The sequence below is a fragment of the Methanolobus sp. WCC4 genome, from assembly GCF_038022665.1.
Lineage (GTDB): Archaea > Halobacteriota > Methanosarcinia > Methanosarcinales > Methanosarcinaceae > Methanolobus.
Window position 1 is genome coordinate 2,526,370 of record NZ_CP150629.1, and the last position, 21,754, is coordinate 2,548,123.

The following is a 21,754-nucleotide window of genomic DNA, read 5'->3' on the forward strand; positions in this document are numbered from 1 at the left end:
AGAAAACAGGGTTTGAGACATCCTGAAAAGGATGCCTCGTTTGGGGGTTGGATAGGTGGTACTAAACTACACGAAAACGTGTTGTTGATGGTACACAGGTCATAATAAGAAGGATTAGTACTTAAGTCTTTCTATTTATCGAAAGGTTAGGCTATGAAAATATTAGTTTTGCTCTTAATAGTGCTGCTTGTGAGGAAAAATATGTAACACACATCCTTATCAGATGTATCCACGATGTTAAAGGGATACAGATATGAATGAATCGATGCCTGTCAGGAGAGGAAACTGACAGGCCAGATAATCAATAATTTTGCGTTCAGCGTTCTGTCTGCGAAAGAACCGAACAAACTTCCAGAGGAGAATTACCGGATGAACTTTTGTGATAATATGTTTCTTCCAGAACCGGGATGACTGTCAACCATCAAAGAATCCAGGTCTACTTTCTGGTTCCGGATCCACTCTGAATCAAGATTTTTTATTGGCAATTCGCCGATATATTCTTTCAGTATCCCTACAGAGCTCACATCTTTGGCCGGATTAGATACATTGGCTTCCATATACATGCCTTCTTTTGACTATACAAATGTAATATTTGACTATATATCGTCAAGTATTATTATTCATTCATTTGATATAAACTATTTCATTACACTCATATAATATACATAATAAGTTTGGAAGTGATCCATGGCTTTCGCTGCATCCAGCGAATGAGAGTCGACGATCCAAAATGTTTATTAAAAACATCTGTATAGTTGTTTTATTCAATATATGATAAACATTTCACTCTAATAAAAACCAACCAATAGTGAAAATATGGACAGAGAAAGCTTACTAAGGGATCTGGGACTTACAAAATACGAGGCATCCGCTTATTCAACCCTTCTTAAAGAGGGGATAACGGGTGCTCAGGAACTCTCACGAAAGTCCGGCATACCTGTGGGAAAGATATACGAAGTACTTTCCAACCTCAATAACATAGGAATTGTAGAGTTCCAGAGATCAAGACCAAGAAAGTACAGGGCAATAAAACCAGAGGTTGCTCTGGACAACCTTTTCACTAAAAAGGAAGAGGACAGCAAAAATGAACTTGAGAATTTCAAGTTGAAAGTCTCGGAACTCAAGGACAATTTTTCCAATAGCAATTATCCTGATCACACCGAGATCAAGTTCTGGTCAACACTCATCGGCGAGGAGGACATTGTCAAGAACATAAAGAACACGCTGGATGAAACCGAGAATGAGATACGACATGTAAAATCCCTTAAGGTAAAAGAAGCAATGGAAAACAAGAGCAGATGTCACAAGGAATTAGATCCTGACTTAATTCTCCCTCTTGTTACCGATGAATTCATCAGGGCTGCAAGATCAGGGATAAAAATAAAAATGCTATTGCCTGCGAATTTTTTCATAGCCCACCTGAAGAAGAAATACTCCCAGATAAATGATACCAGCGTCAGGAAAATGATAAAGGAGAATCTTGAAGTAAGGATCCTTGAATGTGACTATGATTTTGTGATCATCGATGATAACGTAGCGTACATACCCATTCCTGACCCCCTGAATCCGAGCGGAATACTCGGGGAAATGAAGATGTTCGACAAGGAGTATGCAGGAAAACTAAAGAAAAAGTATGATGAACTCTGGTCCAGAGGGGAAAGAACTGTGCTGGAATAAGTATCCCATCACCATATGAAACCATTCCATTAGATTTCTCAGTCTATTTTGGCCTTCATTCGTACCTGACCGGTCGCTTCTGACAGAGACACTTATATATAGTTCTATAAGAAAACTAATATAATAAGGTGATACAATGAAGTCAAAATTACTTTTATTCCTGATAATAATGTTAGCCGCAATGGCTATGGGTTGTACCTATGAGTCCGGTGAAGAGACCTTTCTTGTGGAAAACGGATACTACCAGTATTATGAGATGGACCTGTTAGAGTACGATATCTTAGATATGACCATTGACACAGGAAACACACCGATAAACATTTACGTTGTGGATTCTCAGAATTTCAATAGATACGATTCCGGCAGGGATTTTTATACCGAATTTATGAGAGAAGGAACAATAAGGACACAACTGTCATTCGAAGCACCATATGACGGCACCTACTATGTGATCTTTGAATCCATATCATCGGATGCCTATGTTGATGTGTCCTATGAGATCTACTGAGATCTGCGCCAGATCATACCACCAAAGTGAAGATGAAGATACCTTTATTCATATTCACCATCTTTTTTATTTTTGAGGCACCTTATTTTTACTAATTGGACCTGATTCCATTCATCTTTTATTAACAACTGATCATACTCCATAAAATATAAGCAAAGTTTATATTTTAAGTCCCCTATAAAAAATTACGGAGTCATCAAGACCCGGGATAGACAGGGGAAATAACGGCTATTGTGGAACGTAGTTCAAATTAACCAGCTACAGGTCTGTTTCCTGTCCATTTGATAAAACAGATATTGGAGGAAAAAATATGGGATGGTTTGATGTCGTAGCAGGCATCGCTACAGGTGGATTATACACAGCAGGAAAGGCGATATATCAGGCAGGAAATGCTGCCGAAGAGGCAGGAGAGGCAGCCGAAGAAGCAGGCATGGCAATTGCGGTCATCGGTTCGACCATACAGGCTGTAGGAGAGCAGTTAAATTCCACTTTGAAGGAAGCAGAGGAACTCCTTACCATACAGAGACTGACACCGAGAAGTGAAGCGGATCTGTGGGATGAGGAGAAAGCAAGGCTTGATGCCCTAAGGCAGGAAAAAACACGCCTTGAGAACAAGCTCAAAGATAAAGGTGTCAGCGATACCAACAATTTTGATTTTAATTTCTGGGACATAATCTCAGACTTCACTGATGTCATTGAGAACTTCCAGCTCATGGCAAAGCTGGCGGCTGTGAACCAGGAGATACACGATATATTCTATCAGGAACCGGGTGTTGTCACAACAGGCATCTACAACGCCAAGGAGGTCCTTGAGCGTTTCAACACCATCGAGCAGCCAATGATAGAGGACATCATGGCTTCCCTTGATGATAATCTTGATGTGAGCGAAGAGGTCCTTCAGGAAGTGAAGAAGCTCTTTGTGACAAAGAAGAAAGTGCCGATATCGATCGCTGACCTCAGCCCTTCCATAAGGGATCATCTTGACATGATACATGCTGACAAGCTCTACTATGAAGGGCTCATCTCACGAAAGGACACGGTCACAGCACAGCTTGGAGACATAATGAAGGTCCATCCTGTGAACAAGTTCGAGATAGCTGCGGGAGCTATCAATGTTCCAAAGGACTATGTCTATGCAAGCAGTGTCCTTGATGATGTCATAGATGCTACTAAGATAGTCGATAACATAGATATAGCCGACTCCATAAGGGACAATACCAATTTCACAGACAGGGTCGATGCTGTCAGGGAGACTGAGGATATAAGGGACAGCATCCGGGATAACGTGAATATCAGGGGCGCGGTCAGGTCGGTAGATTCCAGTGTGAACGACAGGGTCGCTAGGAATATAACAACATCCCAGCCTGTGATGAGAACATCGGCTACAACCAGTGCAACAGCCAGAAGCAGCACGACAGTTGCAGCCGGTGCCAATAAGGAGATAGCGAATATCTCAGCGGCCAATATAGCCAGACTTGCAACATCGGTCAGGAAAGGCACTGCCACTTCCATGTCCATGATGCAGCCATACGGAGCAAAGATATCCGCATCCCTGAGTACAAAGTTCGACGGCTACCAGCGTAACTACGACCTGATGAAGGCGCAGAAGGCTTTCTACTTCAGGCAGACCCTGAAGATGGAGAAGAAATACGAACTTCTTGCCAATAAATGGGTGGAAGAACCGGGAATCATCCCCAAGACGCTGGATGAACTGCACGGCGTGCTTCACAATGTCAGGACAGAGGAACAGCCACGTATCGACCAGGTCCTTGATAATGTCAATGCCACCCTTGAAGAAGCACAGGGAACCGTTGAGAAAGCCAACGAGACCATGGATTCCGTGAAGAATGCACTCTCCATACTGGATTTTGATACAAAGTATCTTAAAATCGGAGGAATGGTGATCGGCGGGCTTGTGGTGCTAAACCTCTTCTTCGGACTGCTTGTTCTGATAAGAATGACACTAGGACTCTAATATCCTGAATGGAAGACAGACAAAAAAGAATTACATGGATGCCGTCTGGCATCCACATCTGATTTTTATTTGAATTATTCTTCAGACCTGACATCCACGGTCAGCTCACTACCGTTGCTGTCCACATGGACCGTTGCGCCTTCCGGAACCTCGCCTGCAACGATGAGCTTCGCGATCATGGTCTCGACCTCGTTCTGGATGACACGCTTGAGCGGCCTTGCACCGAAGGTTGCGCTGTAGCCGGCCTCCGAGAGATATGCCTTTGCAGCATCCGTAAGCTCAAGACCGATACGCTTGTCCCTGAGCCTGTCAACAAGATCGGCAGCCTTGATGTCAACGATCTCAACAAGCTCTTCCGGCTTCAGTGCATGGAAGAGAGCGATCTCATCGATACGGTTGAGGAACTCCGGTCTGAAGAACTTCCCGAGCTCGGTCATGGCACGCATCTGGAGAATGTTGTAATCAACTGTCTCCTCGGTCTCACCAGACTCAAGAAGGTCTGTCAGGTCACCTGCGAAGATGTTCGAGGTCATGATGATCAGCGTGTTCTTGAAGTCAACCGTCCTTCCCTTTGAATCGGTCAGGCGGCCGTCATCAAGGATCTGCAACATGACGTTGAACACATCAGGGTGCGCCTTCTCTATCTCATCGAAGAGAACCACAGAGTAAGGTCTTCTGCGAACTGCCTCTGTGAGCTGTCCACCCTCGTCATGTCCGATATAACCTGGTGGTGCACCGATCATTCTTGAAACTGTGTGCTTCTCCATGTACTCTGACATGTCGATACGCACCATGTTGTTCTCATCATCGAACAGCTCAGCTGCAAGTGCCTTCACAAGCTCGGTCTTACCAACACCTGTCGGACCAAGGAAGATGAAACTGCCGATAGGCCTTCTCGGGTCCTTGATACCTGCATAGTTACGTATGACAGCATCTGCAACTGCCTTTACGGCCTCACTCTGACCGATGATACGCCTGTGAAGGTTATCCTCGAAATGGACCAGCTTCTCACGCTGACCTTCCATTAGCCTTGTAACAGGTATGTGAGTCCACTGGCTGACAACCTCTGCAATGTCCTCTTCACCGACCTCCTCGTTCAGGAGCATATCGCCCTGCATTTCCTGAAGCTGCTTCTCTTCCTCTGCATACTGGTGTTGCAGCGGGATGAGTGTTCCGTACTTCAGCTTCGAGGCCAGTTCAAGGTTGTTATCGTTCTCAGCAAGTTCGAGCTGGACCTTGATATCCTCTATTTCCTCCTTCAGGGCACCAAGATCAGAGATAGCTTCCTTCTCGCGGTCCCATCTGGCACGCATTGCATCGGATTCTGCCCTGATGTCGGCAAGTTCCTTCTCAAGCATTTCCAGACGGTCCTTTGAAGCAGCATCCTTCTCCTTCTTCAGCGCCTCACGCTCGATCTCAAGCTGCATGATCTTACGGTCTGCCTCATCAAGCTCTGCCGGCTTACTGTCAATGGCAGTTCTCTTCTTTGCGGCAGCCTCGTCCACAAGGTCGATAGCCTTGTCAGGAAGGAAACGGTCCGCAATATAACGGTCACTCATGATAGCAGCGGCAACAAGTGAGGAATCCTTCATACGGACACCATGATGGACCTCGTACTTTTCCTTCAGGCCACGCAATATGGAGATGGTATCCTCTACCGTAGGCTCTTCAACGAATACCGGCAGGAACCTGCGTTCAAGTGCAGCATCCTTTTCGATGTACTTACGATACTCATCGATCGTAGTGGCACCGATACAGTGAAGTTCCCCACGTGCAAGCATTGGCTTCAGGAGGTTTCCTGCATCCATGGCGCCTTCCGTGGCACCTGCACCTACGATGGTGTGGATCTCATCGATGAAGAGGATTATCTGGCCTTCGGATTCTGATACTTCCTTGAGAACGGCCTTGAGCCTTTCCTCGAACTCACCACGGAACTTAGCGCCCGCGATAAGTGAACCCATATCAAGGGCGATGATACGCTTATCCTTCATGGCATCGGGAACATCACGCTTGGCGATACGCTGTGCAAGTCCCTCGACAATAGCCGTCTTACCGACACCAGCCTCACCGATGAGCACAGGATTGTTCTTCCTGCGGCGTGAGAGGATCTCCACCGAGTGCCTTATCTCATGGTCCCTTCCGATCACAGGGTCAAGTTTACCCTGTGATGCAAGTTCTGTGAAATCGATCCCGTACTTCTTTAGTGGTTCCATTGTATCTTCAGGATTATCAGAAGTTATCTTTCTATTCCCCCTTACCTGCTTTATTGCTTCGAGAAGCCTGTCACGGGTCACACCCTCACTTGCAAGGATCTTGCCACACTGGCTGTCCTTCTCCCCGACCATTGCAAGTAAGAGATGTTCGACACTGACATAATCATCATTCATCTTTCCGGCTTCCTGTGAGGCAGTATCAAGGATACGTCTCATGGTCTGTGTCATGTAGACCTGCTCACCGCCCGGACCTGATACCTGTGGAAGGTTCTCAAGCTGTGCTTCGACCTTCTGCTTCAGACGGTCCACCGGAATATCCATGTTCTGTAATAATGTAGTTACAAGTCCCCCACTCTGTTCAAGCAATGCAAGGAACATGTGTTCACAATCTATCTGCTGATTCCTGTATCTTGCAGCGATCGTGCTTGAGCCCTGAATAGCTTCCTGGGCTTTCTGTGTGAAACGTTCAATGTCCATTATTATAAACTCCCCGGGATCGACATTCCCATTATTTAATTTTATAATGTTTTGCTTAAATCACTTTTGACACGTTTTTCAGGGACCTATCCCACCGATCAACTGAGCAATTATATCAGGGACCTGATATATAAACCTTTTGCAAAAAATGGCTATTTTATCAGTTTTATCGAAATGATATCGATAAAATGTAGGGAACATTTATATACCAATGGTCCAATAGATTAAGTCTATGCCACAACAGATAATCCTGATAAATCTGGAAAAACCCAGAGAGAAAAAACTCGAAGAGGATATCCGCTGGTTCTGTAATAGTTTCGGATTATCCTCAGGAAGAGATACCGAGAACATTGCAACGCAGGTCGTCCATGACCTTTTGCATCAACTTGCAGAAAGAGAGGAAAAGATATCCTCGGACGCTATTGCAGACAACCTTGATGTAAATCTCTCAAGAGTGAACCACCACATAAGGAACCTTGTCAATTCAGGACTCATATACAGGGAGAAAAGGGCACTCTGTCTAAGGGGAGGAAGCCTCAAGGCTGCTGTTCAGGAAATGAGGAAAGACTCCGAGCGTATCTTCCAGGAACTGGAGAAGATAGCCGAGGAGATCGATGAGGAAATGGGCCTGAAGAACAGGTAAGTAACTATTTTTCCGGCAGATCAAGGATAAGTTCTACAAGTGCATCGATATCCCAGTCACTTCTGACAGGTAATTTTGCGATAATATTGGATACCTCATCCGGACCTTCTGGTTCGCCAAGGAATATCTTGGGCAGGTCACTGCTTTTTGCACCTTCGACTATGGCAATATCAACGCCGCTATCTTCAAGGGCCTTCAGGGAATCTTCAAGTGAAGGGTTTCTCTTTATTATCACCAGCTCACTGTCTGTGATAGCTGCAACCACATCGGCACCAGCATCGAAATGTTTACCAGTGTCAGTGTTCTCAGGATTGAAACGATGATGGAACATCTGCTTTACAGTACCCACAGAACCCTTTTTGGAAAGAGCTTCGACAAGACGGGTAACCATCGTGGTCTTACCGGAATTCTTGTAACCTGCAACGCAAATGACCTTCATGGATGAGTCTATGGATTTTCATTGTATAAGAATACAACGTGAACAGTAACATGCCACATCATAACCATTATTTTTTACATTCAAGTAAAAATATAATAGATAAATTACGAACAATTTATATTCTACCATTTTGTAGCCATTGCAATGAGTGAGTACAAGATAAGTATCCATGATATGCCCGAAGATGACCGGCCGCGTGAAAGGCTGCTGAAATACGGCCCTGAATCATTGTCCAACGCAGAACTGTTGGCCATAATCCTGAGGACAGGTTCACGTAAGGAGAACGTTGTCAATATGTGCAGCCGAATCTTCTCGGAGTACAATATCAAACAGCTCAGTCAGGCGAACATCACCATGCTCACCCGGATACACGGTGTCGGGACCGCAAAGGCAACACAGATAGCAGCGGTCTTCGAACTTGCCCGCAAGCTTGAAGGATACACCGATGAACCAAAGAGAAAGATAAGGTCACCTGCTGATGTCTACTCACTTCTCTATCCCCGTATGCGCGAACATAAACGCGAGAGACTTGTGGCATTGCTGCTTGACACCAAGAACCACGTGATACGTGAGGAGGTCATATCCATCGGCAGCCTGAACGCTAACATCGTACATCCAAGGGAAGTATTCAAGGCAGCACTCATGGAATCATGTGCTTCGGTCATCCTTTCGCACAATCATCCTTCCGGCGACCCGACACCAAGCAGGGAGGACATCGCAGTTACCGAAAAACTTGTGGAAGGCGGGAAACTGCTCGGGGTTGATGTACTTGACCATGTTGTTATAGGAGATGGCAGGTATGTGAGCCTGAAGGATGAGGGATATGTCAGATGATATTCTCATAATGACTCATACCTAACAAAACATTTAAGGTATTGACCGGCATTTAAGTCCCAAATGAAAGAGATAGAGCTTAGTGACCCCTATACCACTCCATACAGGGGCATATACGCAATATGCGACAGGAACAACGAGTATGCAGAGATCATCGAGCATACCAACTGTTATGGCGGTGCCGCATGGTCTAAGTTCCATTATTCACACTCACCGCTTATCCTGAACACGCGTTCCATAGGGAACATGATAAGATACACTGTAAAGACGGGTACTGCCACCCTTGAGCTTAAGCCATCCACCGCAGCAGCAGGGATCGAGTCCGTTGTTGTGGAAGATGACAAGGTACATATCACATATGCAGGTCTTGGAGGAGGCGGAGTAGGCGCCACCAAATGCAGGGCATTTGCAGATGGTGTGCTTTGCTGTAACTACACCGAATCCGGTGGCGGACGTGCTGCAAAAGGTACCATCACAGTCCCTAAGAGAGAAAGGGTGCTTATCGGCATAGATGACACTGATACAAAAGAAGAAGGTGCCACCTGGACGCTAACCCATAACATGGCAAAGGCACTGGACTGCAATGAACATGTTTACCTCTCACATTCACTTGTGCAACTTTTCCCGGTATCTGCAAGGACACAGAACTGTGTTTCCACAGTTCTGGAATTCGGCTGTGTGGATGAGAATGCCAAACAGGAATTGCTTGAAAGCGTAAAGGCAGCCCTGTTGAAATACAGTGTCTCCGATGAGACCGGAATGGTAGTACTATCAGACTTCGACGCAAAGAAGATGAACGAGTACAGCAAACAGTGTCGCAGTGGAGAGCTTACCAGGGAATATGCAATGCAGTGTGCAAAGGACAACGACGTTGATATCTGGCTTGACGGCAACGGTGTCATAGGTGCACTTGCAGCACTGGCATGGTTCGCACAACCCGATGATTCGGTCAAGCTGAGCGCACAATTAGAAGAATAATAGTAATAATTAGAATCTGACAAAGAAATGACAGGTAATGAGGATACAACCGGCCTTGAAGCAATATATCTTGCAGCGATCGACAGCAATGTAAGCTTCATTACTGCCGTTGCCGGATATCCCATGACTGCCGTTGCAGATCACTTTTTTGAGAATAAGGATTCCAGCAACTATAACATCCACTGGTTCACCAATGAGAAATCAGCCATGGAGGCTGCATTAGGCGCTTCGGTCACCGGACAAAGGTCAATAGTTATGGTGAAGCACGTTGGTATGAATGTGCTATCTGATCCGCTCATGACCGCCATGATGCACACCACAGGTGCAGGGATCGTTATACTTGCAGGTGATGACCCCGGAGCAAAGGCTTCCCAGAACGAGCAGGATTCACGCTTCTACGGATCGATTTCGGAGACTGCCGTCTTTGACCCGGCAACACCGCAGGATGCCTATGATTCACTCAACATGGCCTTTGGACTCTCTGAGGAAGCAAAGGTTCCTGTCATAATGAGAATAACGGACCGTCTGGAAAAGGAAGAAGAACATATTTCCAGAGCAAATACCGGCAAGGTAACTGATGATCCTGAAAGAGGATTTGACAGGAACATCTGGAAACTCACCATGCATGGAAAGCATCAGCGGTTCCATACCGAGTCTGAACCCATCTTAAAACGTGAAGCTGAAGGTTCTCATCTCAACCGCAGGACGATAAATGGAGAGAAGGTTGGAATAATATCATCCGGTTATCCATCATCTGTCGTGGATGATCTGTTATCCACGCAGCTGGTATATTCGAACTATTCACATCTTGCACTGGGAGTAGTATCACCTTTCCCGGACAAACTGGTCAGGAAGTTCATAGACGAGCATGAACGCATAATTGTGATAGAAGAGAGTGAGGCTTTCATAGAATCACACATCAGCACATGTAACACCATTCTCGGAAAAAGGAGTGGACATCTGCCCACCGGAATGATAGAGAAGGAACATGTGGAATTCGCACTTGAGAACATCGATAAGGATGAAGTATCGAAGTATACAGAAATACAGACCATCATCACCAGAGGTTCAAGACCGATCTGCAGTGACTGTCCTTTCATGCCTCTGTACAATGTTCTGCATGATATCAGGCCGGTGGCAGGAGATATGGGCTGTTCCATACGTACAGCTCCTGACCCGCTAAATGCAGTTGACACAGGCTTCGCACTTGGAGGTGCGATATCCACTGCCTGTGGTTTCCCCGGAAAGGGCATAGCTGTCATAGGGGACTTCGGACTTGCACACTCAGGTATCGTCGGACTCATAAATGCAGTGGATGGTGGTTTCGACCTTCTCGTGATAATACTGCAGAACGAGATAGCTGCTATGACCGGAGGACAGGGCACACCGGACCTGCAGGAAGTTGTAAGGACACTGGTACCTGATATGATGACTATCGATATCGACAAAAGTATCAGTTCAGAAGGAACTGCAAAGACACAGGATATTCTCAAGGAACTCATAGAAAAGAAGATGGAAACAAAAGGTGTTTCCGTAATCTATCTTGAAGGAAAATGCATCAAGTTCTGAGCCTTTTTCAGACAACCTGACCCGATCATGATCAGGTCAAGTGATAACATCTGTTTGAAGTTTCAAATTCATTGTTTTAAATATATAGTTTTAAATTTATAATTTCAAATTTGAAATATCAAACAGTTATCTAATAATTAGCAGGAAAAGTTCACATTAAGCCCGAGAATCTCCACCGAGCCTTCGTGGATATCACGTGCTATTTCGGCACAACCGATAGCTGCACTCCACCTGTCCAGTACATGAGCCTTCACACCAAGATGCTTCTCTATTCTTTCCACCACATAAGATGCTTCACCAACCGAACCTTCAATGACTATCTCGGCCTCTGAGCCATAGTCCCTCATAAGGATCTGCATACCTGCAATCTCCATAGCTGCGAAAAGTGCGATACTGTCCAGAGCAAGTATTGCCTGCGGATCATCTTTTTCGGCTGCTTCAAGGAGATCATGCCGGTTCGAGAAAGGAGTGTTCTTGAGAACACCCGAACGTACAAATGCGTCGTTGGCACTCATCTTTCCGGAATCCACTTCCCTCAGTGCACGTACATCCAGTGGTCCGTGCTGCAGACCGGGAGCAAAGATGCAGGCATCTATAGCACCGATAAGCTTCCCTGCTGCAACGCCTACTGTCACGGTGTTTGAGCTAATATCGGAAAGAATGAAATCCCTTGATCCGAGAGAATAAGCATGATATGCAATACCGATCTTTTCAGGACTTGTGGAATGTGAGAATACATTAAGACGGGCATCCGTATCACTCCCGTCATGAATACCGGGTATGACCACAGCAGGGATGCCTGAAGCTTTGACAGCATCGAATACACGGCTTCCACCGCCGGTCTTTTGTCCGATACCTTCTATGCTCCTGACACCACGGTTCTCCAACGTCCTTATGTCCTCGATGTCACGTATTCCATCACCCATTGAATATGTCACGGCCATGAGAGATATATCCTCACGCTTCACACCGAAAGCCTCCTCCATGGATGCTACAAGCTGGGATTCGGTCATTTCGGCAGCCTCTGCCCGAGGGATCTCAAGTCTCAGCACATCCCCATCTGGAAAAAGTGCAGCAAAGCGCATTGCAGTAGTACCGTGATCGATCCCGACGAACATATTATTCCACCTTTGGCATGATAAGTCCAATAATTCTGATAACTCTGATAAGTATTATAATTCTGACAATAAGGAATTAATTTCTTCCATGATACGCTCGCCATCTGAAAAGCTGCCCACCGTGGTCACAAGGCGCAACTCCTGAAAGGATGTGCCATGTGAGATAAGCAGCCTGAGGTTTCCCCTGTCATCCGGTCTTAGTACCCTGGCAGTCAGGGTTCCACCTGAATTACCCTTGCCCTTGACCTTGATCACAGAGGGGATGATCTTTTTTACATCAGGATGTCGGCTTACTAACGATACTACCTTTTTACCAGTCCTGCCACCAATTATTGTAGTGTGGGAACCACCAAGTTTGGACTTTGGTCTGCTAACTTCTTTGCTACCGATAGTATCACTCATTTCAAAGGGAAAGATAAGAAGTAGTATAAAGCAATAGTGGTCAGGTTTTAAGGAGCGGTAACAGGAACCAGAAGAAAATATGAGAAACTGATAATGAAAGAATATTAGAACACAGGATATGTAAGAATAAAAAAGAGAATGACCTTTAAGATCATATCTCCTGAATGTCAGCCATATCGATAAGTTTGATCCCTGCGTCCTGCAGTATCTTTATGGATGCCTCGGTGTCACTCACCCTGAGAATGAGAAGTGCCTTCTCGGTCTTTGTGACAAAAGCATAGGCATAGTCGATATTGATATCTTTGTTACCAAGTACATCAGCGATCTTCCCGAGTCCTCCGGGAACATCCTCCATCTCGATACCAAGAACACTGGTCTCAGATACTGTGAATCCGGCATCATGCAGGACCTCATGTGCAGCATCGGGCCTGTCAACCACCATTCTGATGATACCGAAGTCTCCTGCTTCGGCGATGGTGAAAGCCCTGATGTTTATACCGGCTTTTCTGAAGTTCGCTGCAATGTTAGCAAGACGGCCTGGCTTGTTCTCGGCAAAAAGGGATATCTGCTTGATTATCTTCTCTTCCATGATAAACACCTGCGAGTTTCTTTAAATTCTATAGAAAGTTATGTCCTGTAGAATATTATAGCTTTCTGTTGTCCGTCACTTTCTTTGCCTTACCCATGGACCTTGGGATGGTTCCCTTCTCCACCAGTTCGACCTTCACTGCAAGGTTGAGAACATGCTTCAATTCGGTCTGTACCTTCTTCTCCAGAGCAATGATATCATTGACCCTGTCACTGAATGCCTCATCGGTCATCTCGATCTGTATGGTCATGGTATCAAGTTCGTTCACCCTGTCCACTATGATCATGAAGTGTTCCCCTACCTCAGGGATCGTCATAAGCACAGATTCAACCTGTCCGGGGAATACGTTAATGCCACGAACGATGAGCATGTCATCTGCACGACCCAGTACCCTCATGATACGTGGATGTGTACGTCCACATTTACATGTTTCCTTGTTGATGATCGTGATATCACCAATGCGGTACCTGATAAGTGGAAGTGCTTCCTTTGCAAGTGTAGTGATCACGAGTTCTCCGCGCTCACCGTCACCCAGTTGCTCACCGGTCTCCGGGTCGATGACCTCGATAAGGAACTGGTCAGCCCAGATGTGTATACCGTCCTGGTACTGACACTCCGTACAGAGAGGACCGCTGAGTTCAGAAGTACCATAGATGTCATAGGCCTTGATCCCGGTTGCTTCCTCTATCCTGGCCCTCATTTCCTCGGACCAGGGTTCAGCACCGAAGACCCCTGCCTTAAGATTCGTATCATTCTGTATACTGATTCCATTCTGCTCCGCAACCTCGCTCATGAAGAGGAAATAGGATGGCGTACAGGCGATCACACTGCTTCCAAGGTCCTGCATGAGCTCAAGTTGCTTTTCCGTGTTACCCGAACTTGTAGGAAGAACCGTGGAACCAACCTCCTCAGCACCATAGTGAAGTCCAAGACCACCGGTGAAAAGACCGTATCCGTAACTGACCTGAATGACATCACCACGTCCGACACCAATAGAGGCCAATGCCCTTGCAAGGGATGTGCTCCATTCATGTATATCGTTCTTTGTATATCCTACAACAGTGGGTTTTCCAGTCGTCCCTGATGAGACATGGAAACGAACAAGCTGTTCATTGGGTACACAGAACATGCCTGTAGGATAAGTGTCCCTGAGATCGGATTTATAGGTGAAAGGCAATTTCTTAAGGTCGTCAAGTGTCTTGATATCCTCTGGCCTGACACCTGCCTCATCAAATCGTTCCTTATAGAAATCCGAATGCGTGTAGACATAGTTCACCAGATTCCTGAGCTTCTTTTCCTGTAATTTCTCCAGTTCGTCGACTGGCATCCTTTCAACCATTGGGTTCCAATACTCTATCATCTAATTGCCCCTTGTCAGATAAATTAAAATAATTACTTAAGATCCTTCATTTTCCTCTTTCAACGAATCGCATATGGAGGGATTTGGTTTGCCTTTCAGAACATCACGTATCCTGTCCTTGCACTCCCCGATGATGGTATCCATATCTGCCACCACATCGATACCGGCAGCACCTGCATGTCCTCCTCCGGTACCATCATAGTTCTTGCTTATATCCTCCATTATCTTGCCCAGGTTGACACCTGCAGCAACCGCTTCACGCTTTGCCCTTCCACTTACCCTTATGTTCCTGTCACGGGAAGTGCCTATAAGAGCTACATCTGCCCCGACGTTAAGGAACATAGAGGAAGCAGCGCCTCCGAAGGAATTGACGTGGGAATCCACCAGGAGCCAGTCATCCACCCTTTCGATGGTTGCCCTGGTAGCACATTTCAGCATTGCGATACGCATCGATATGTCCTGTGGTGTTGCTGCCATCATTTCCAGTACATCTGCATATTCGACCCCGCTGCATGCTATGATCTCAGAGACGGTCCTGAAAGTGTCCTGAGTTGCATGTTTGAAATGGCCTGTATCGGTTATGATACCCGTCAAAAGACCCATGGCCGTGCGTCGCATTACAGGAGCACCCATGGAACGGAGTATATCGAAGACCATCTCTGCAGTGGATGTTGCATGTCTGTGAAGATAGAATTCGGCATTCTCAATAAGAGCCGTAGTTGCATGATGATCGATCACACAATACTTACCGAGCTTTATGTCATTAAGCTGAGAACTGGTGGAAGTATCAACTACAAGAGTAATATCATATTCAGATGGATCGGGGTTTTCGACCACATCTATAGCGAGTTTATCAATAAGTAGTGAAGCAACCCTGTTACAGCCATCTACAAGGCCGATGGTCCCACCAAGGGCCTCCGAAAGGGCAAAAGCACTGCTTACTGCATCTGGATCAGCATTCCGGTGGCAAAGATAAAGAATATTATTGTAATCCAGGAGTTTATTGAAAAACTCCGTTTCTTCAACTTGCATGGAAACCTCTGGACATCACCGGTCTTTCAACCGATAATGTCAACAGTGTAGGGAAGGCTTACTGGGCCTGGTTCCCCATGGACTGTTCGATCTGTTCCTGAAGTTGTGTGAAACGCTTTGAGATCCTTTCTTCCTGTCTGGAAATAGACTGTAATCTAAGTGAAAGTGTCTCTACCTTCTCATTCAATTTAGAAACTGCGTCTTCCTTACTGGACTTGATCTGCAGTTCGCCTACCGTGCGGTAGATGACAGCATCCTCAGGAACACTTTCAAGTTCTTCAAGTGCCATCTGGGATTCTTTCTGCAGGGATTCCATCTGGGATTTCTGCATAGCAAGGGACTGAGCCTGCTGCTGAACCTGCTGCAACTGCGCTAACTGGTTCTGTATCTGTGGGGGTATTTGTGTACTCATTTGGTTTCACCTGGCATACCAATAAACCTGAAGGGATTTTAATGTTTCTATATCCGGCAACACAAAAACAATGATGTGAAGATGGAATGGAGCCGCAAATAAAAAGAGATGACAGACTTATCACAGGATCGTCATTTCAGACATTCTGAGGTTTCAGAAGCCACCTGGATCAGACGTAACCAGGTGTTAAGTGTTGAACGCATGGATACAAGATCATCAGACCTCACGGTAAGTATAAGTGAGGAATCCTCAACACCCATATCCACGGATGAACGGTCAGTTACCTGACTCTCAAGTTCCGGTTTCAGAGAACGATAGATAGAAGAAGCTTCGGATGTCCTGAAGACAGACCTTGTTACAAGGAGCAATCCTCATCACCTTCATAGACCTTATAGCTCCTTATCTTCAGGCTAAAAAGGACCTTTTCCTGTTCCTTGAAGGTCATTATATTTTCTGAGATATCCAGCACAGGATGAAGCGAGCCCTGATCCACGTCACCTGTCAACAGACCTGCTATCAAAGGTACGAGCTCATTATCCCCTTCTATTACAGCACCCGAGAACCTGGAATATGAGACAGGTGCGGATAACATTGAGATATAAAGTGATAATATGCAATTACCCTTCGGACCATAGAATGCAATACTACCAGGGTTGCCGTGATATTCACCAACGACAATAAGAGAGGTGTCATGGGAAAGGCCAAGGACCTCACCCATACTCATCTTACCACGATTGGAATACTCACAACCGAAAAAAGATGCCAGATGCTTACATAAAGTACGCGTTCCGGCAGAAGGTTTGCGAGAAGAAGTGATCAGCATCGCTTCTTACTCTGCTTTGATGCGCTTGATGGTTGTTGGACGCTCTTTCACAAGGATACGGTGTCCACAGTATGGACAGCGGATACCTGTATACTCGTAGTCGATCTCAACATCCCTTTTGCATCTTGTACATTTATAGGCCATATGAACCTTACTCTGCTGCTGCTGCTTCCTTTGCCTTCTTTACAGAACGAGCTACAGTCTTGCCTACGTTGGTCTGAGGCAGGAATGTACCACCAGCGAATGTGTAATCACACTTGCTGCATCTCCATATACCTGTACCCATTCTCTTGACGGTAGGACGTGCACATTCCGGGCACTTGTGTGCTGCACGCATCTTCTCTTCAAGGTCCGCTACTAATTTACGGTCCCTTCTACCATAGCGAGTACCAAACCTACCGGCGGATCTGGATACTCTACCTTTCCTCGTATACTTTTTTGCCATGAATCTTATCTCCTTGAAATGTGTGGATATTATGATATTGATGTTTAGTTCAGATATTCAACAGATGGGCTTCCCTTAGTTCGGATGCTTTCTGGCAGGCCACTGAAACAGCCTTTAACAACTGTTCCTCGGTCAAAGGACCATCGCCACTCTTTTGCATACCGGATATTGAACCATCCTGATTTGAAACGATGGTAATACGTGTCTCACAGACGGTTTCCTCGTCAAGGCCAGGGTCTACCATCATCTCGCCGCCAATGTTCACCAGTGTTATGGCAACAGGCATGTCCCTGATAGGCATTGGCATATCCTCGCCCTTCCCTTCACGCTTACCGGGTACTGTTGCTGTCAACAGTGCTGCAATTGCGCCCAGAGAGGATGCATCCTGAATATTTCCGTAGTTATTGAGAACATGGACATCTATGAATACCATCCATACTTCTTCTCCCTCCGTAATACACAACTTATTTAAATCAATTGCGCCTGACTCACGGATTCCCCTGTCAGTTACACGGGCCATCTCTATTGCATTCTCCTTAGGAGGACCTGCTTCAAAATCAGGTGAAGCGAGAGGGTTCAGCTCCAGGCTGGTGATGATGACACCCTGGTCCGCAGAGTCCGGGAATGGAGTACCTACCTGAAGTTTGACACCAACAAGTACCTCTGTCTCTCCCAGCTTTACCCATGCAGAACCTTCTGCCTTCTCGATCACATTGGTCCTGATATCGATGTCCCTTATCTCATCAAATGTACGTCCATCCTCACGTTCTCCTTTGAGCATGAGGTTGTAAATATAATCCTTCTTAAGTACAGACATTACTTCGTTACCCATGATCACACCTCGGGAGTCTCTTCTTCATCATCTTCATCGAGATCCTCGAAGGAGGGACCTGTTTCAACGACCTCGACTTCCAGTTCATCAAGATCATCCTCATCATCCTCTTCAGCGTCCTCTTCGATATCTTCAATATCCTCATCGTCTGCATCAGAGTACTCATCTTCTTCATCTTCTTCTGAAGACTCTTCAACATCGACATCTTCCTCGTCGTCGACATCTTCCTCGACATCGCCTTCGATATCCTCTTCGACATCTTCTTCTGAGGATTCGAGAGTACTTTCAACAATTGCTGAGACATCCTCTTCATCATCCTCAGGGATCTCAACATCCTCGAGTTTTGTGAACTTGTTCTTGAGGGCCTCTTTCTGGATCTCAAGGATCTGACTGCATCCTTCCTTGCACATCTCAACGGCTTTCTTGAACTCTTCCTGTGTAACGTCACCATCCATCTGAAGGAGGGTGATCTCGCCATCTGAGGTAATAGCCATTGGGATATCCGCATCACCATAGTTGTCTTCAGGTTTGTTAAGGTCGAGTACCAGCTGTCCGTCAACCTTTCCTACAGCACATGCAGAAACAAGTCCCTTCATTGGGATCCCTGCATCTGCGAGAGCCACAGAGGCTGCGTTAATAGCTGCTGTACGGGTTCCGGCATCTGCCTGGAGGACCTCGGTAAGGACATCTATCACAGCACCAGGATACAGGTGAGTGAGGATCACAGGCTCGAATGCTTCCCTGCTTACCTTTGATATCTCGATGCTCCTTCTGCTAGGTCCCGGCCTTATGCGGTCCTCTACAGAGAAAGCTGCCATATTATAACGGTATCTTATATATACAGAATCTGCCTTCTGTAATCTTCTGGGGTGGAGTTCCCTTGGGCCATATACTGCCGCAATCACCTTGTTCTTACCCCATTCCAGATAACATGAACCATCAGCCCTGGAGACCACACCGATCTCTATCTTCATAGGCCTGATCTCATCAACACGCCTGCCATCCAGACGTAATCCATTTTCATCAATGAACTTTTCAGGTTTATCACTCATATTAATTCTCCAATGTTAGCACATTCCCCTATCGATAGAAAAGAGACCATCCAGGTCAATTATCATCATCCAGAAGTGCATCTACTTTTCTGCAAGTATCTTCCCTTATCTCGCATTCATCTTCTGCATCTTCAGCAAGATCGGTCTCCAAAACAGCTTCATCCTTCTCTAAAACATCATCCTCACCTTTAAGGAAGTGAGATACCCTGTCCGTCAGACCGGATGTGTGAGAATGTTTCATTATAAGCTCAATAGCTTCTGTGAGAAGGTCCATTTCACTATCTTTACCTTTTATCCATATCCTTCCATTCTGACCCACGAATATTTCGCAACCAGTCTCTTTCTTAAGCATCGATACCATAGAACCACCATGTCCTATGATACGCGGAACCTTCGTAGGTGATATCTTAATAACGCGGCCAGTATCAAGTGACCTCAGACCACGCTCTCTCATGGTCAGTTCGACCTTCATGGATGAATTTACATCTTTTATACGAAGCAATACGGAAGTTCCGAAGTCCATCTCTTTTATCATCTTATCGGAATCCACACGTCTTGGATACTCCGATACGTGCAACAGCCCGTCATAGGGTGATGAAATATCGAATATCCAGTTAGAAGGAGTAACATCGATAACTGTACCGATAACATAGTCCCGGGGTGATGGAATATACTTCCCGGAAAAAGGTATTACAGATATCTTCTTCTTTGCGTTCTTTACTCCGTATAAAAGTGAGTAGACCTTTCCGTCCTTTACGTAAGTACCCGGACCGGAATCAGCCTTGTTCTCGGACAGTAGCTGCCCCGGAATTACAATTTCGCGCTCCATTATGCAGCCTCATAACAATTTAGTTTCAGCGTCCCCTTTGGTAAGGTGATTGACAAGACCATAGAAATCATTCTGCAGACCCGCAGGCATCCTCACAACCGCCACCCATGAACCGTCGCTCTGCCACTCGTTCTTCATTAGAGTTGCAAAACCTGCGACCTCACCATAGGCTTTTGCTGCGTAGTCTCCCGGGATCTTCACGGCAACGTCGACCTCCTCGAACCTGATAGGTATGATAGGACGGATCGCCTTCATTACAATGGTAACCTGTTCATCAACACCTTTGAGTGGATCGATATGGACCTTGGCCTCTTCCATTGCCTTTTCGATCCTTCCCGGTGGATGTGGGGCTCTTGTCTGGGGGTTTATGGCATTCTGTGCAATGGTCGTTATGACCTTTCTTGTCTTCTCTTCCAGAATGTGCTTCCTCTGTTCCTTTGTGAGTTGCAGGTCACCATGAACAAGGATATGTTCAGCGACCTCCATCACATTACTGGTATCAAAAGTGGTCAGCAGGTCAGATTCAGCAACATGGTCCCCTTGATTCGCATCATAGAATATGGATTCTACAGCGATTATATCTTCGATATTGACCTTCTCTCCCCTCTTCAGCGCAAAAGCACCATCGGGTTCCACAAGGACTTCGAAATTATTCTTTCCTTTCTTGAGCCTTGCAATAACAGCCTCATCAAGAGATACCATATCAATTCACCCCATCATTAAATATTACTTATTCAGTTGGTCCTTCCTGGTCTTCCGATTCTTCCTGGTCTTCTTCTTTCACTTCGTCCTTGAGCTCTTCACTTACCCTTGACACAAAAGTTGAGACCTCTTCCTCGGAAAGTTTCCTGAACTGGCGGTCCTCAAGTGTCACAACACCAAGCTCAAGGGTTGCAGCATCCACCTTTCCTTCTGCGGATTTGTAGAGTGCCTTCATACCAAGCATAATGGCAGCATCTATGTCCATATCTTCAGCATAATCTGCCTCGAATATCTCCATGAATGCATTTCTTCCGGCACCTATAGCTGTTGCCTTGTACTCAAGGAGTGCACCACTTGGATCGGTCTCGAACAGACGTGGACTGGAATCGTCAACACCTGCTATGAGAAGAGCGGTACCGTAAGGACGAACACCACCATACTGTGTGTATGTCTGTTTGTGGTCGCAGATCTTCTTGGCAATGACCTCAACACCAATTGGCTCATCGTATGAGACCATGTTGATCTGGGCCTCTACCCTTGCCCTGTCTACGAGTGAACGGGCATCAGCTACAAGTCCTGAAGTTGCAACGCCGATATGATCATCGATCTGGAATATCTTCTCAATGGATTCTGCCTCTATCAATCTGCTTGTGATCCTCTTGTCTACAAGCAATACCACACCGTCCTTTGCTTTAACTCCGGCTGCGGTCGTGCCCCTCTTTACAGCCTCTCTTGCATATTCTACCTGAAAGAGACGTCCGTCCGGACTAAAAACTGTAATAGCACGATCATAACCCATCTGTGGTGTCATTTGCATCTTCACTTCATCTCCTGATTGATCATTA

General features: G+C 45.9%; 25 protein-coding genes. 7 read left to right on the plus strand and 18 right to left on the minus strand.

Going from position 1 to position 21,754, the window contains the following annotated elements; translation table 11 throughout:
- Positions 1-362: 362 nt before the first annotated feature.
- A complete protein-coding gene (locus V7O63_RS11905; protein WP_340818770.1) occupies positions 363-557 on the minus strand; it encodes a hypothetical protein in 195 nt (64 codons plus the stop codon).
- A gap of 259 nt (positions 558-816) precedes the next feature.
- Here V7O63_RS11905 and V7O63_RS11910 point away from each other — a divergent pair, with 259 nt between their 5' ends.
- The 3 genes from V7O63_RS11910 (at position 817) to V7O63_RS11920 (ending at position 4,160) form a co-directional block, all read left to right on the plus strand.
- Positions 817-1,677, plus strand: coding sequence for a helix-turn-helix domain-containing protein (locus V7O63_RS11910; RefSeq protein WP_340818771.1), 861 nt, complete (start codon positions 817-819; stop codon positions 1,675-1,677).
- Between the two features lie 136 nt (positions 1,678-1,813).
- Positions 1,814-2,185 carry a hypothetical protein gene (locus tag V7O63_RS11915; protein WP_340818772.1) on the plus strand — a complete coding sequence of 124 codons (372 nt, stop codon included), beginning with the start codon at positions 1,814-1,816 and terminating at the stop codon, positions 2,183-2,185.
- Between the two features lie 310 nt (positions 2,186-2,495).
- Positions 2,496-4,160: a hypothetical protein gene (locus V7O63_RS11920; RefSeq protein ID WP_340818773.1), complete on the plus strand. Its 1,665-nt coding sequence runs from the start codon at positions 2,496-2,498 to the stop codon at positions 4,158-4,160.
- A gap of 74 nt (positions 4,161-4,234) precedes the next feature.
- Here the strand turns inward: V7O63_RS11920 and clpB are convergent, their stop codons facing one another.
- The gene (clpB, locus tag V7O63_RS11925) at positions 4,235-6,850 is read right to left on the minus strand and encodes an ATP-dependent chaperone ClpB (RefSeq protein WP_340818774.1); all 2,616 of its coding nucleotides are present in this window, start codon (positions 6,848-6,850) and stop codon (positions 4,235-4,237) included.
- 232 nt (positions 6,851-7,082) lie between these two features.
- Here clpB and V7O63_RS11930 point away from each other — a divergent pair, with 232 nt between their 5' ends.
- On the plus strand, positions 7,083-7,493 hold the full coding sequence (locus tag V7O63_RS11930) for a winged helix-turn-helix transcriptional regulator (RefSeq protein WP_340818775.1): 411 nt from the start codon (positions 7,083-7,085) through the stop codon (positions 7,491-7,493).
- Positions 7,494-7,497: 4 nt separating this feature from the next.
- Here the strand turns inward: V7O63_RS11930 and mobB are convergent, their stop codons facing one another.
- Complete coding sequence (gene mobB, locus V7O63_RS11935) at positions 7,498-7,932, minus strand: molybdopterin-guanine dinucleotide biosynthesis protein B (RefSeq protein ID WP_340818776.1); 435 nt, start codon at positions 7,930-7,932, stop codon at positions 7,498-7,500.
- A gap of 144 nt (positions 7,933-8,076) precedes the next feature.
- Between mobB and radC the strand changes: the two genes are divergently transcribed.
- The 3 genes from radC (at position 8,077) to V7O63_RS11950 (ending at position 11,313) form a co-directional block, all read left to right on the plus strand.
- The gene (gene radC, locus V7O63_RS11940) at positions 8,077-8,766 is read left to right on the plus strand and encodes a DNA repair protein RadC (protein ID WP_340818777.1); all 690 of its coding nucleotides are present in this window, start codon (positions 8,077-8,079) and stop codon (positions 8,764-8,766) included.
- A 63-nt stretch (positions 8,767-8,829) separates the two neighbouring features.
- Positions 8,830-9,744 carry a methanogenesis marker protein 11 gene (gene mmp11, locus V7O63_RS11945; RefSeq protein ID WP_340818778.1) on the plus strand — a complete coding sequence of 305 codons (915 nt, stop codon included), beginning with the start codon at positions 8,830-8,832 and terminating at the stop codon, positions 9,742-9,744.
- Between the two features lie 27 nt (positions 9,745-9,771).
- On the plus strand, positions 9,772-11,313 hold the full coding sequence (locus tag V7O63_RS11950) for a thiamine pyrophosphate-dependent enzyme (RefSeq protein WP_340818779.1): 1,542 nt from the start codon (positions 9,772-9,774) through the stop codon (positions 11,311-11,313).
- Positions 11,314-11,450: 137 nt separating this feature from the next.
- On the opposite strand, the gene V7O63_RS11955 is transcribed toward V7O63_RS11950, so the two are convergent.
- The 15 genes from V7O63_RS11955 to psmA form a co-directional block, all read right to left on the minus strand.
- Complete coding sequence (locus V7O63_RS11955) at positions 11,451-12,431, minus strand: methanogenesis marker 12 protein (protein WP_340818780.1); 981 nt, start codon at positions 12,429-12,431, stop codon at positions 11,451-11,453.
- A gap of 54 nt (positions 12,432-12,485) precedes the next feature.
- Positions 12,486-12,833 carry a DUF2103 domain-containing protein gene (locus tag V7O63_RS11960; RefSeq protein WP_340818781.1) on the minus strand — a complete coding sequence of 116 codons (348 nt, stop codon included), beginning with the start codon at positions 12,831-12,833 and terminating at the stop codon, positions 12,486-12,488.
- Between the two features lie 151 nt (positions 12,834-12,984).
- Complete coding sequence (locus tag V7O63_RS11965) at positions 12,985-13,422, minus strand: ACT domain-containing protein (RefSeq protein WP_340818782.1); 438 nt, start codon at positions 13,420-13,422, stop codon at positions 12,985-12,987.
- A 55-nt stretch (positions 13,423-13,477) separates the two neighbouring features.
- Positions 13,478-14,782, minus strand: a complete 1,305-nt coding sequence (locus tag V7O63_RS11970) for a phenylacetate--CoA ligase (protein ID WP_340818783.1) — start codon at positions 14,780-14,782, stop codon at positions 13,478-13,480.
- Positions 14,783-14,818: 36 nt separating this feature from the next.
- Positions 14,819-15,814: a DHH family phosphoesterase gene (locus V7O63_RS11975; RefSeq protein ID WP_340818784.1), complete on the minus strand. Its 996-nt coding sequence runs from the start codon at positions 15,812-15,814 to the stop codon at positions 14,819-14,821.
- Between the two features lie 58 nt (positions 15,815-15,872).
- Complete coding sequence (locus tag V7O63_RS11980) at positions 15,873-16,226, minus strand: prefoldin subunit beta (RefSeq protein WP_340818785.1); 354 nt, start codon at positions 16,224-16,226, stop codon at positions 15,873-15,875.
- A 131-nt stretch (positions 16,227-16,357) separates the two neighbouring features.
- Entirely contained in the window at positions 16,358-16,594 is a 237-nt protein-coding gene (locus tag V7O63_RS11985; RefSeq protein WP_340818786.1) for a KEOPS complex subunit Pcc1, read from the minus strand.
- The gene (locus V7O63_RS11990) at positions 16,582-17,049 is read right to left on the minus strand and encodes a hypothetical protein (RefSeq protein WP_340818787.1); all 468 of its coding nucleotides are present in this window, start codon (positions 17,047-17,049) and stop codon (positions 16,582-16,584) included. Before V7O63_RS11990 ends, V7O63_RS11985 begins: the two co-directional genes overlap by 13 nt.
- A 6-nt stretch (positions 17,050-17,055) precedes the next feature.
- Positions 17,056-17,193: a DNA-directed RNA polymerase subunit P gene (locus tag V7O63_RS11995; protein ID WP_340818788.1), complete on the minus strand. Its 138-nt coding sequence runs from the start codon at positions 17,191-17,193 to the stop codon at positions 17,056-17,058.
- A 7-nt stretch (positions 17,194-17,200) separates the two neighbouring features.
- Entirely contained in the window at positions 17,201-17,494 is a 294-nt protein-coding gene (locus tag V7O63_RS12000; RefSeq protein WP_340818789.1) for a 50S ribosomal protein L37ae, read from the minus strand.
- A 49-nt stretch (positions 17,495-17,543) separates the two neighbouring features.
- The gene (gene rrp42 / locus V7O63_RS12005) at positions 17,544-18,332 is read right to left on the minus strand and encodes an exosome complex protein Rrp42 (RefSeq protein WP_340818790.1); all 789 of its coding nucleotides are present in this window, start codon (positions 18,330-18,332) and stop codon (positions 17,544-17,546) included.
- Complete coding sequence (gene rrp41, locus V7O63_RS12010; RefSeq protein WP_340818791.1) at positions 18,329-19,378, minus strand: exosome complex exonuclease Rrp41; 1,050 nt, start codon at positions 19,376-19,378, stop codon at positions 18,329-18,331. Before rrp41 ends, rrp42 begins: the two co-directional genes overlap by 4 nt.
- A gap of 55 nt (positions 19,379-19,433) precedes the next feature.
- Entirely contained in the window at positions 19,434-20,207 is a 774-nt protein-coding gene (gene rrp4 / locus V7O63_RS12015; RefSeq protein WP_340818792.1) for an exosome complex RNA-binding protein Rrp4, read from the minus strand.
- A 9-nt stretch (positions 20,208-20,216) separates the two neighbouring features.
- Positions 20,217-20,909 carry a ribosome assembly factor SBDS gene (locus V7O63_RS12020; RefSeq protein ID WP_340818793.1) on the minus strand — a complete coding sequence of 231 codons (693 nt, stop codon included), beginning with the start codon at positions 20,907-20,909 and terminating at the stop codon, positions 20,217-20,219.
- Between the two features lie 28 nt (positions 20,910-20,937).
- Complete coding sequence (gene psmA / locus V7O63_RS12025; protein ID WP_340820844.1) at positions 20,938-21,726, minus strand: archaeal proteasome endopeptidase complex subunit alpha; 789 nt, start codon at positions 21,724-21,726, stop codon at positions 20,938-20,940.
- Positions 21,727-21,754: the final 28 nt, after the last annotated feature.

Excerpts from the sequence above, each read along its gene's own strand:
- V7O63_RS11915 (WP_340818772.1), top strand. The coding sequence starts at position 1,814 with ATGAAGTCAAAATTACTTTTATTCCTGATAATAATGTTAGCCGCAATG.
- V7O63_RS12020 (WP_340818793.1), bottom strand. The coding sequence starts at position 20,909 with ATGGTATCTCTTGATGAGGCTGTTATTGCAAGGCTCAAGAAAGGAAAG.
- V7O63_RS11995 (WP_340818788.1), bottom strand. The coding sequence starts at position 17,193 with ATGGCCTATAAATGTACAAGATGCAAAAGGGATGTTGAGATCGACTAC.
- mmp11 (WP_340818778.1), top strand. The coding sequence starts at position 8,830 with ATGAAAGAGATAGAGCTTAGTGACCCCTATACCACTCCATACAGGGGC.
- V7O63_RS12000 (WP_340818789.1), bottom strand. The coding sequence starts at position 17,494 with ATGGCAAAAAAGTATACGAGGAAAGGTAGAGTATCCAGATCCGCCGGT.
- V7O63_RS11920 (WP_340818773.1), top strand. The coding sequence starts at position 2,496 with ATGGGATGGTTTGATGTCGTAGCAGGCATCGCTACAGGTGGATTATAC.
- V7O63_RS11955 (WP_340818780.1), bottom strand. The coding sequence starts at position 12,431 with ATGTTCGTCGGGATCGATCACGGTACTACTGCAATGCGCTTTGCTGCA.
- rrp41 (WP_340818791.1), bottom strand. The coding sequence starts at position 19,378 with ATGAGTGATAAACCTGAAAAGTTCATTGATGAAAATGGATTACGTCTG.
- V7O63_RS11975 (WP_340818784.1), bottom strand. The coding sequence starts at position 15,814 with ATGCAAGTTGAAGAAACGGAGTTTTTCAATAAACTCCTGGATTACAAT.
- V7O63_RS11950 (WP_340818779.1), top strand. The coding sequence starts at position 9,772 with ATGACAGGTAATGAGGATACAACCGGCCTTGAAGCAATATATCTTGCA.
- clpB (WP_340818774.1), bottom strand. The coding sequence starts at position 6,850 with ATGGACATTGAACGTTTCACACAGAAAGCCCAGGAAGCTATTCAGGGC.
- V7O63_RS11980 (WP_340818785.1), bottom strand. The coding sequence starts at position 16,226 with ATGAGTACACAAATACCCCCACAGATACAGAACCAGTTAGCGCAGTTG.
- psmA (WP_340820844.1), bottom strand. The coding sequence starts at position 21,726 with ATGCAAATGACACCACAGATGGGTTATGATCGTGCTATTACAGTTTTT.
- V7O63_RS11910 (WP_340818771.1), top strand. The coding sequence starts at position 817 with ATGGACAGAGAAAGCTTACTAAGGGATCTGGGACTTACAAAATACGAG.
- V7O63_RS11930 (WP_340818775.1), top strand. The coding sequence starts at position 7,083 with ATGCCACAACAGATAATCCTGATAAATCTGGAAAAACCCAGAGAGAAA.
- V7O63_RS11905 (WP_340818770.1), bottom strand. The coding sequence starts at position 557 with ATGGAAGCCAATGTATCTAATCCGGCCAAAGATGTGAGCTCTGTAGGG.
- V7O63_RS11965 (WP_340818782.1), bottom strand. The coding sequence starts at position 13,422 with ATGGAAGAGAAGATAATCAAGCAGATATCCCTTTTTGCCGAGAACAAG.
- V7O63_RS11960 (WP_340818781.1), bottom strand. The coding sequence starts at position 12,833 with ATGAGTGATACTATCGGTAGCAAAGAAGTTAGCAGACCAAAGTCCAAA.
- mobB (WP_340818776.1), bottom strand. The coding sequence starts at position 7,932 with ATGAAGGTCATTTGCGTTGCAGGTTACAAGAATTCCGGTAAGACCACG.
- rrp4 (WP_340818792.1), bottom strand. The coding sequence starts at position 20,207 with ATGGAGCGCGAAATTGTAATTCCGGGGCAGCTACTGTCCGAGAACAAG.
- radC (WP_340818777.1), top strand. The coding sequence starts at position 8,077 with ATGAGTGAGTACAAGATAAGTATCCATGATATGCCCGAAGATGACCGG.
- V7O63_RS11990 (WP_340818787.1), bottom strand. The coding sequence starts at position 17,049 with ATGCTGATCACTTCTTCTCGCAAACCTTCTGCCGGAACGCGTACTTTA.
- V7O63_RS11970 (WP_340818783.1), bottom strand. The coding sequence starts at position 14,782 with ATGATAGAGTATTGGAACCCAATGGTTGAAAGGATGCCAGTCGACGAA.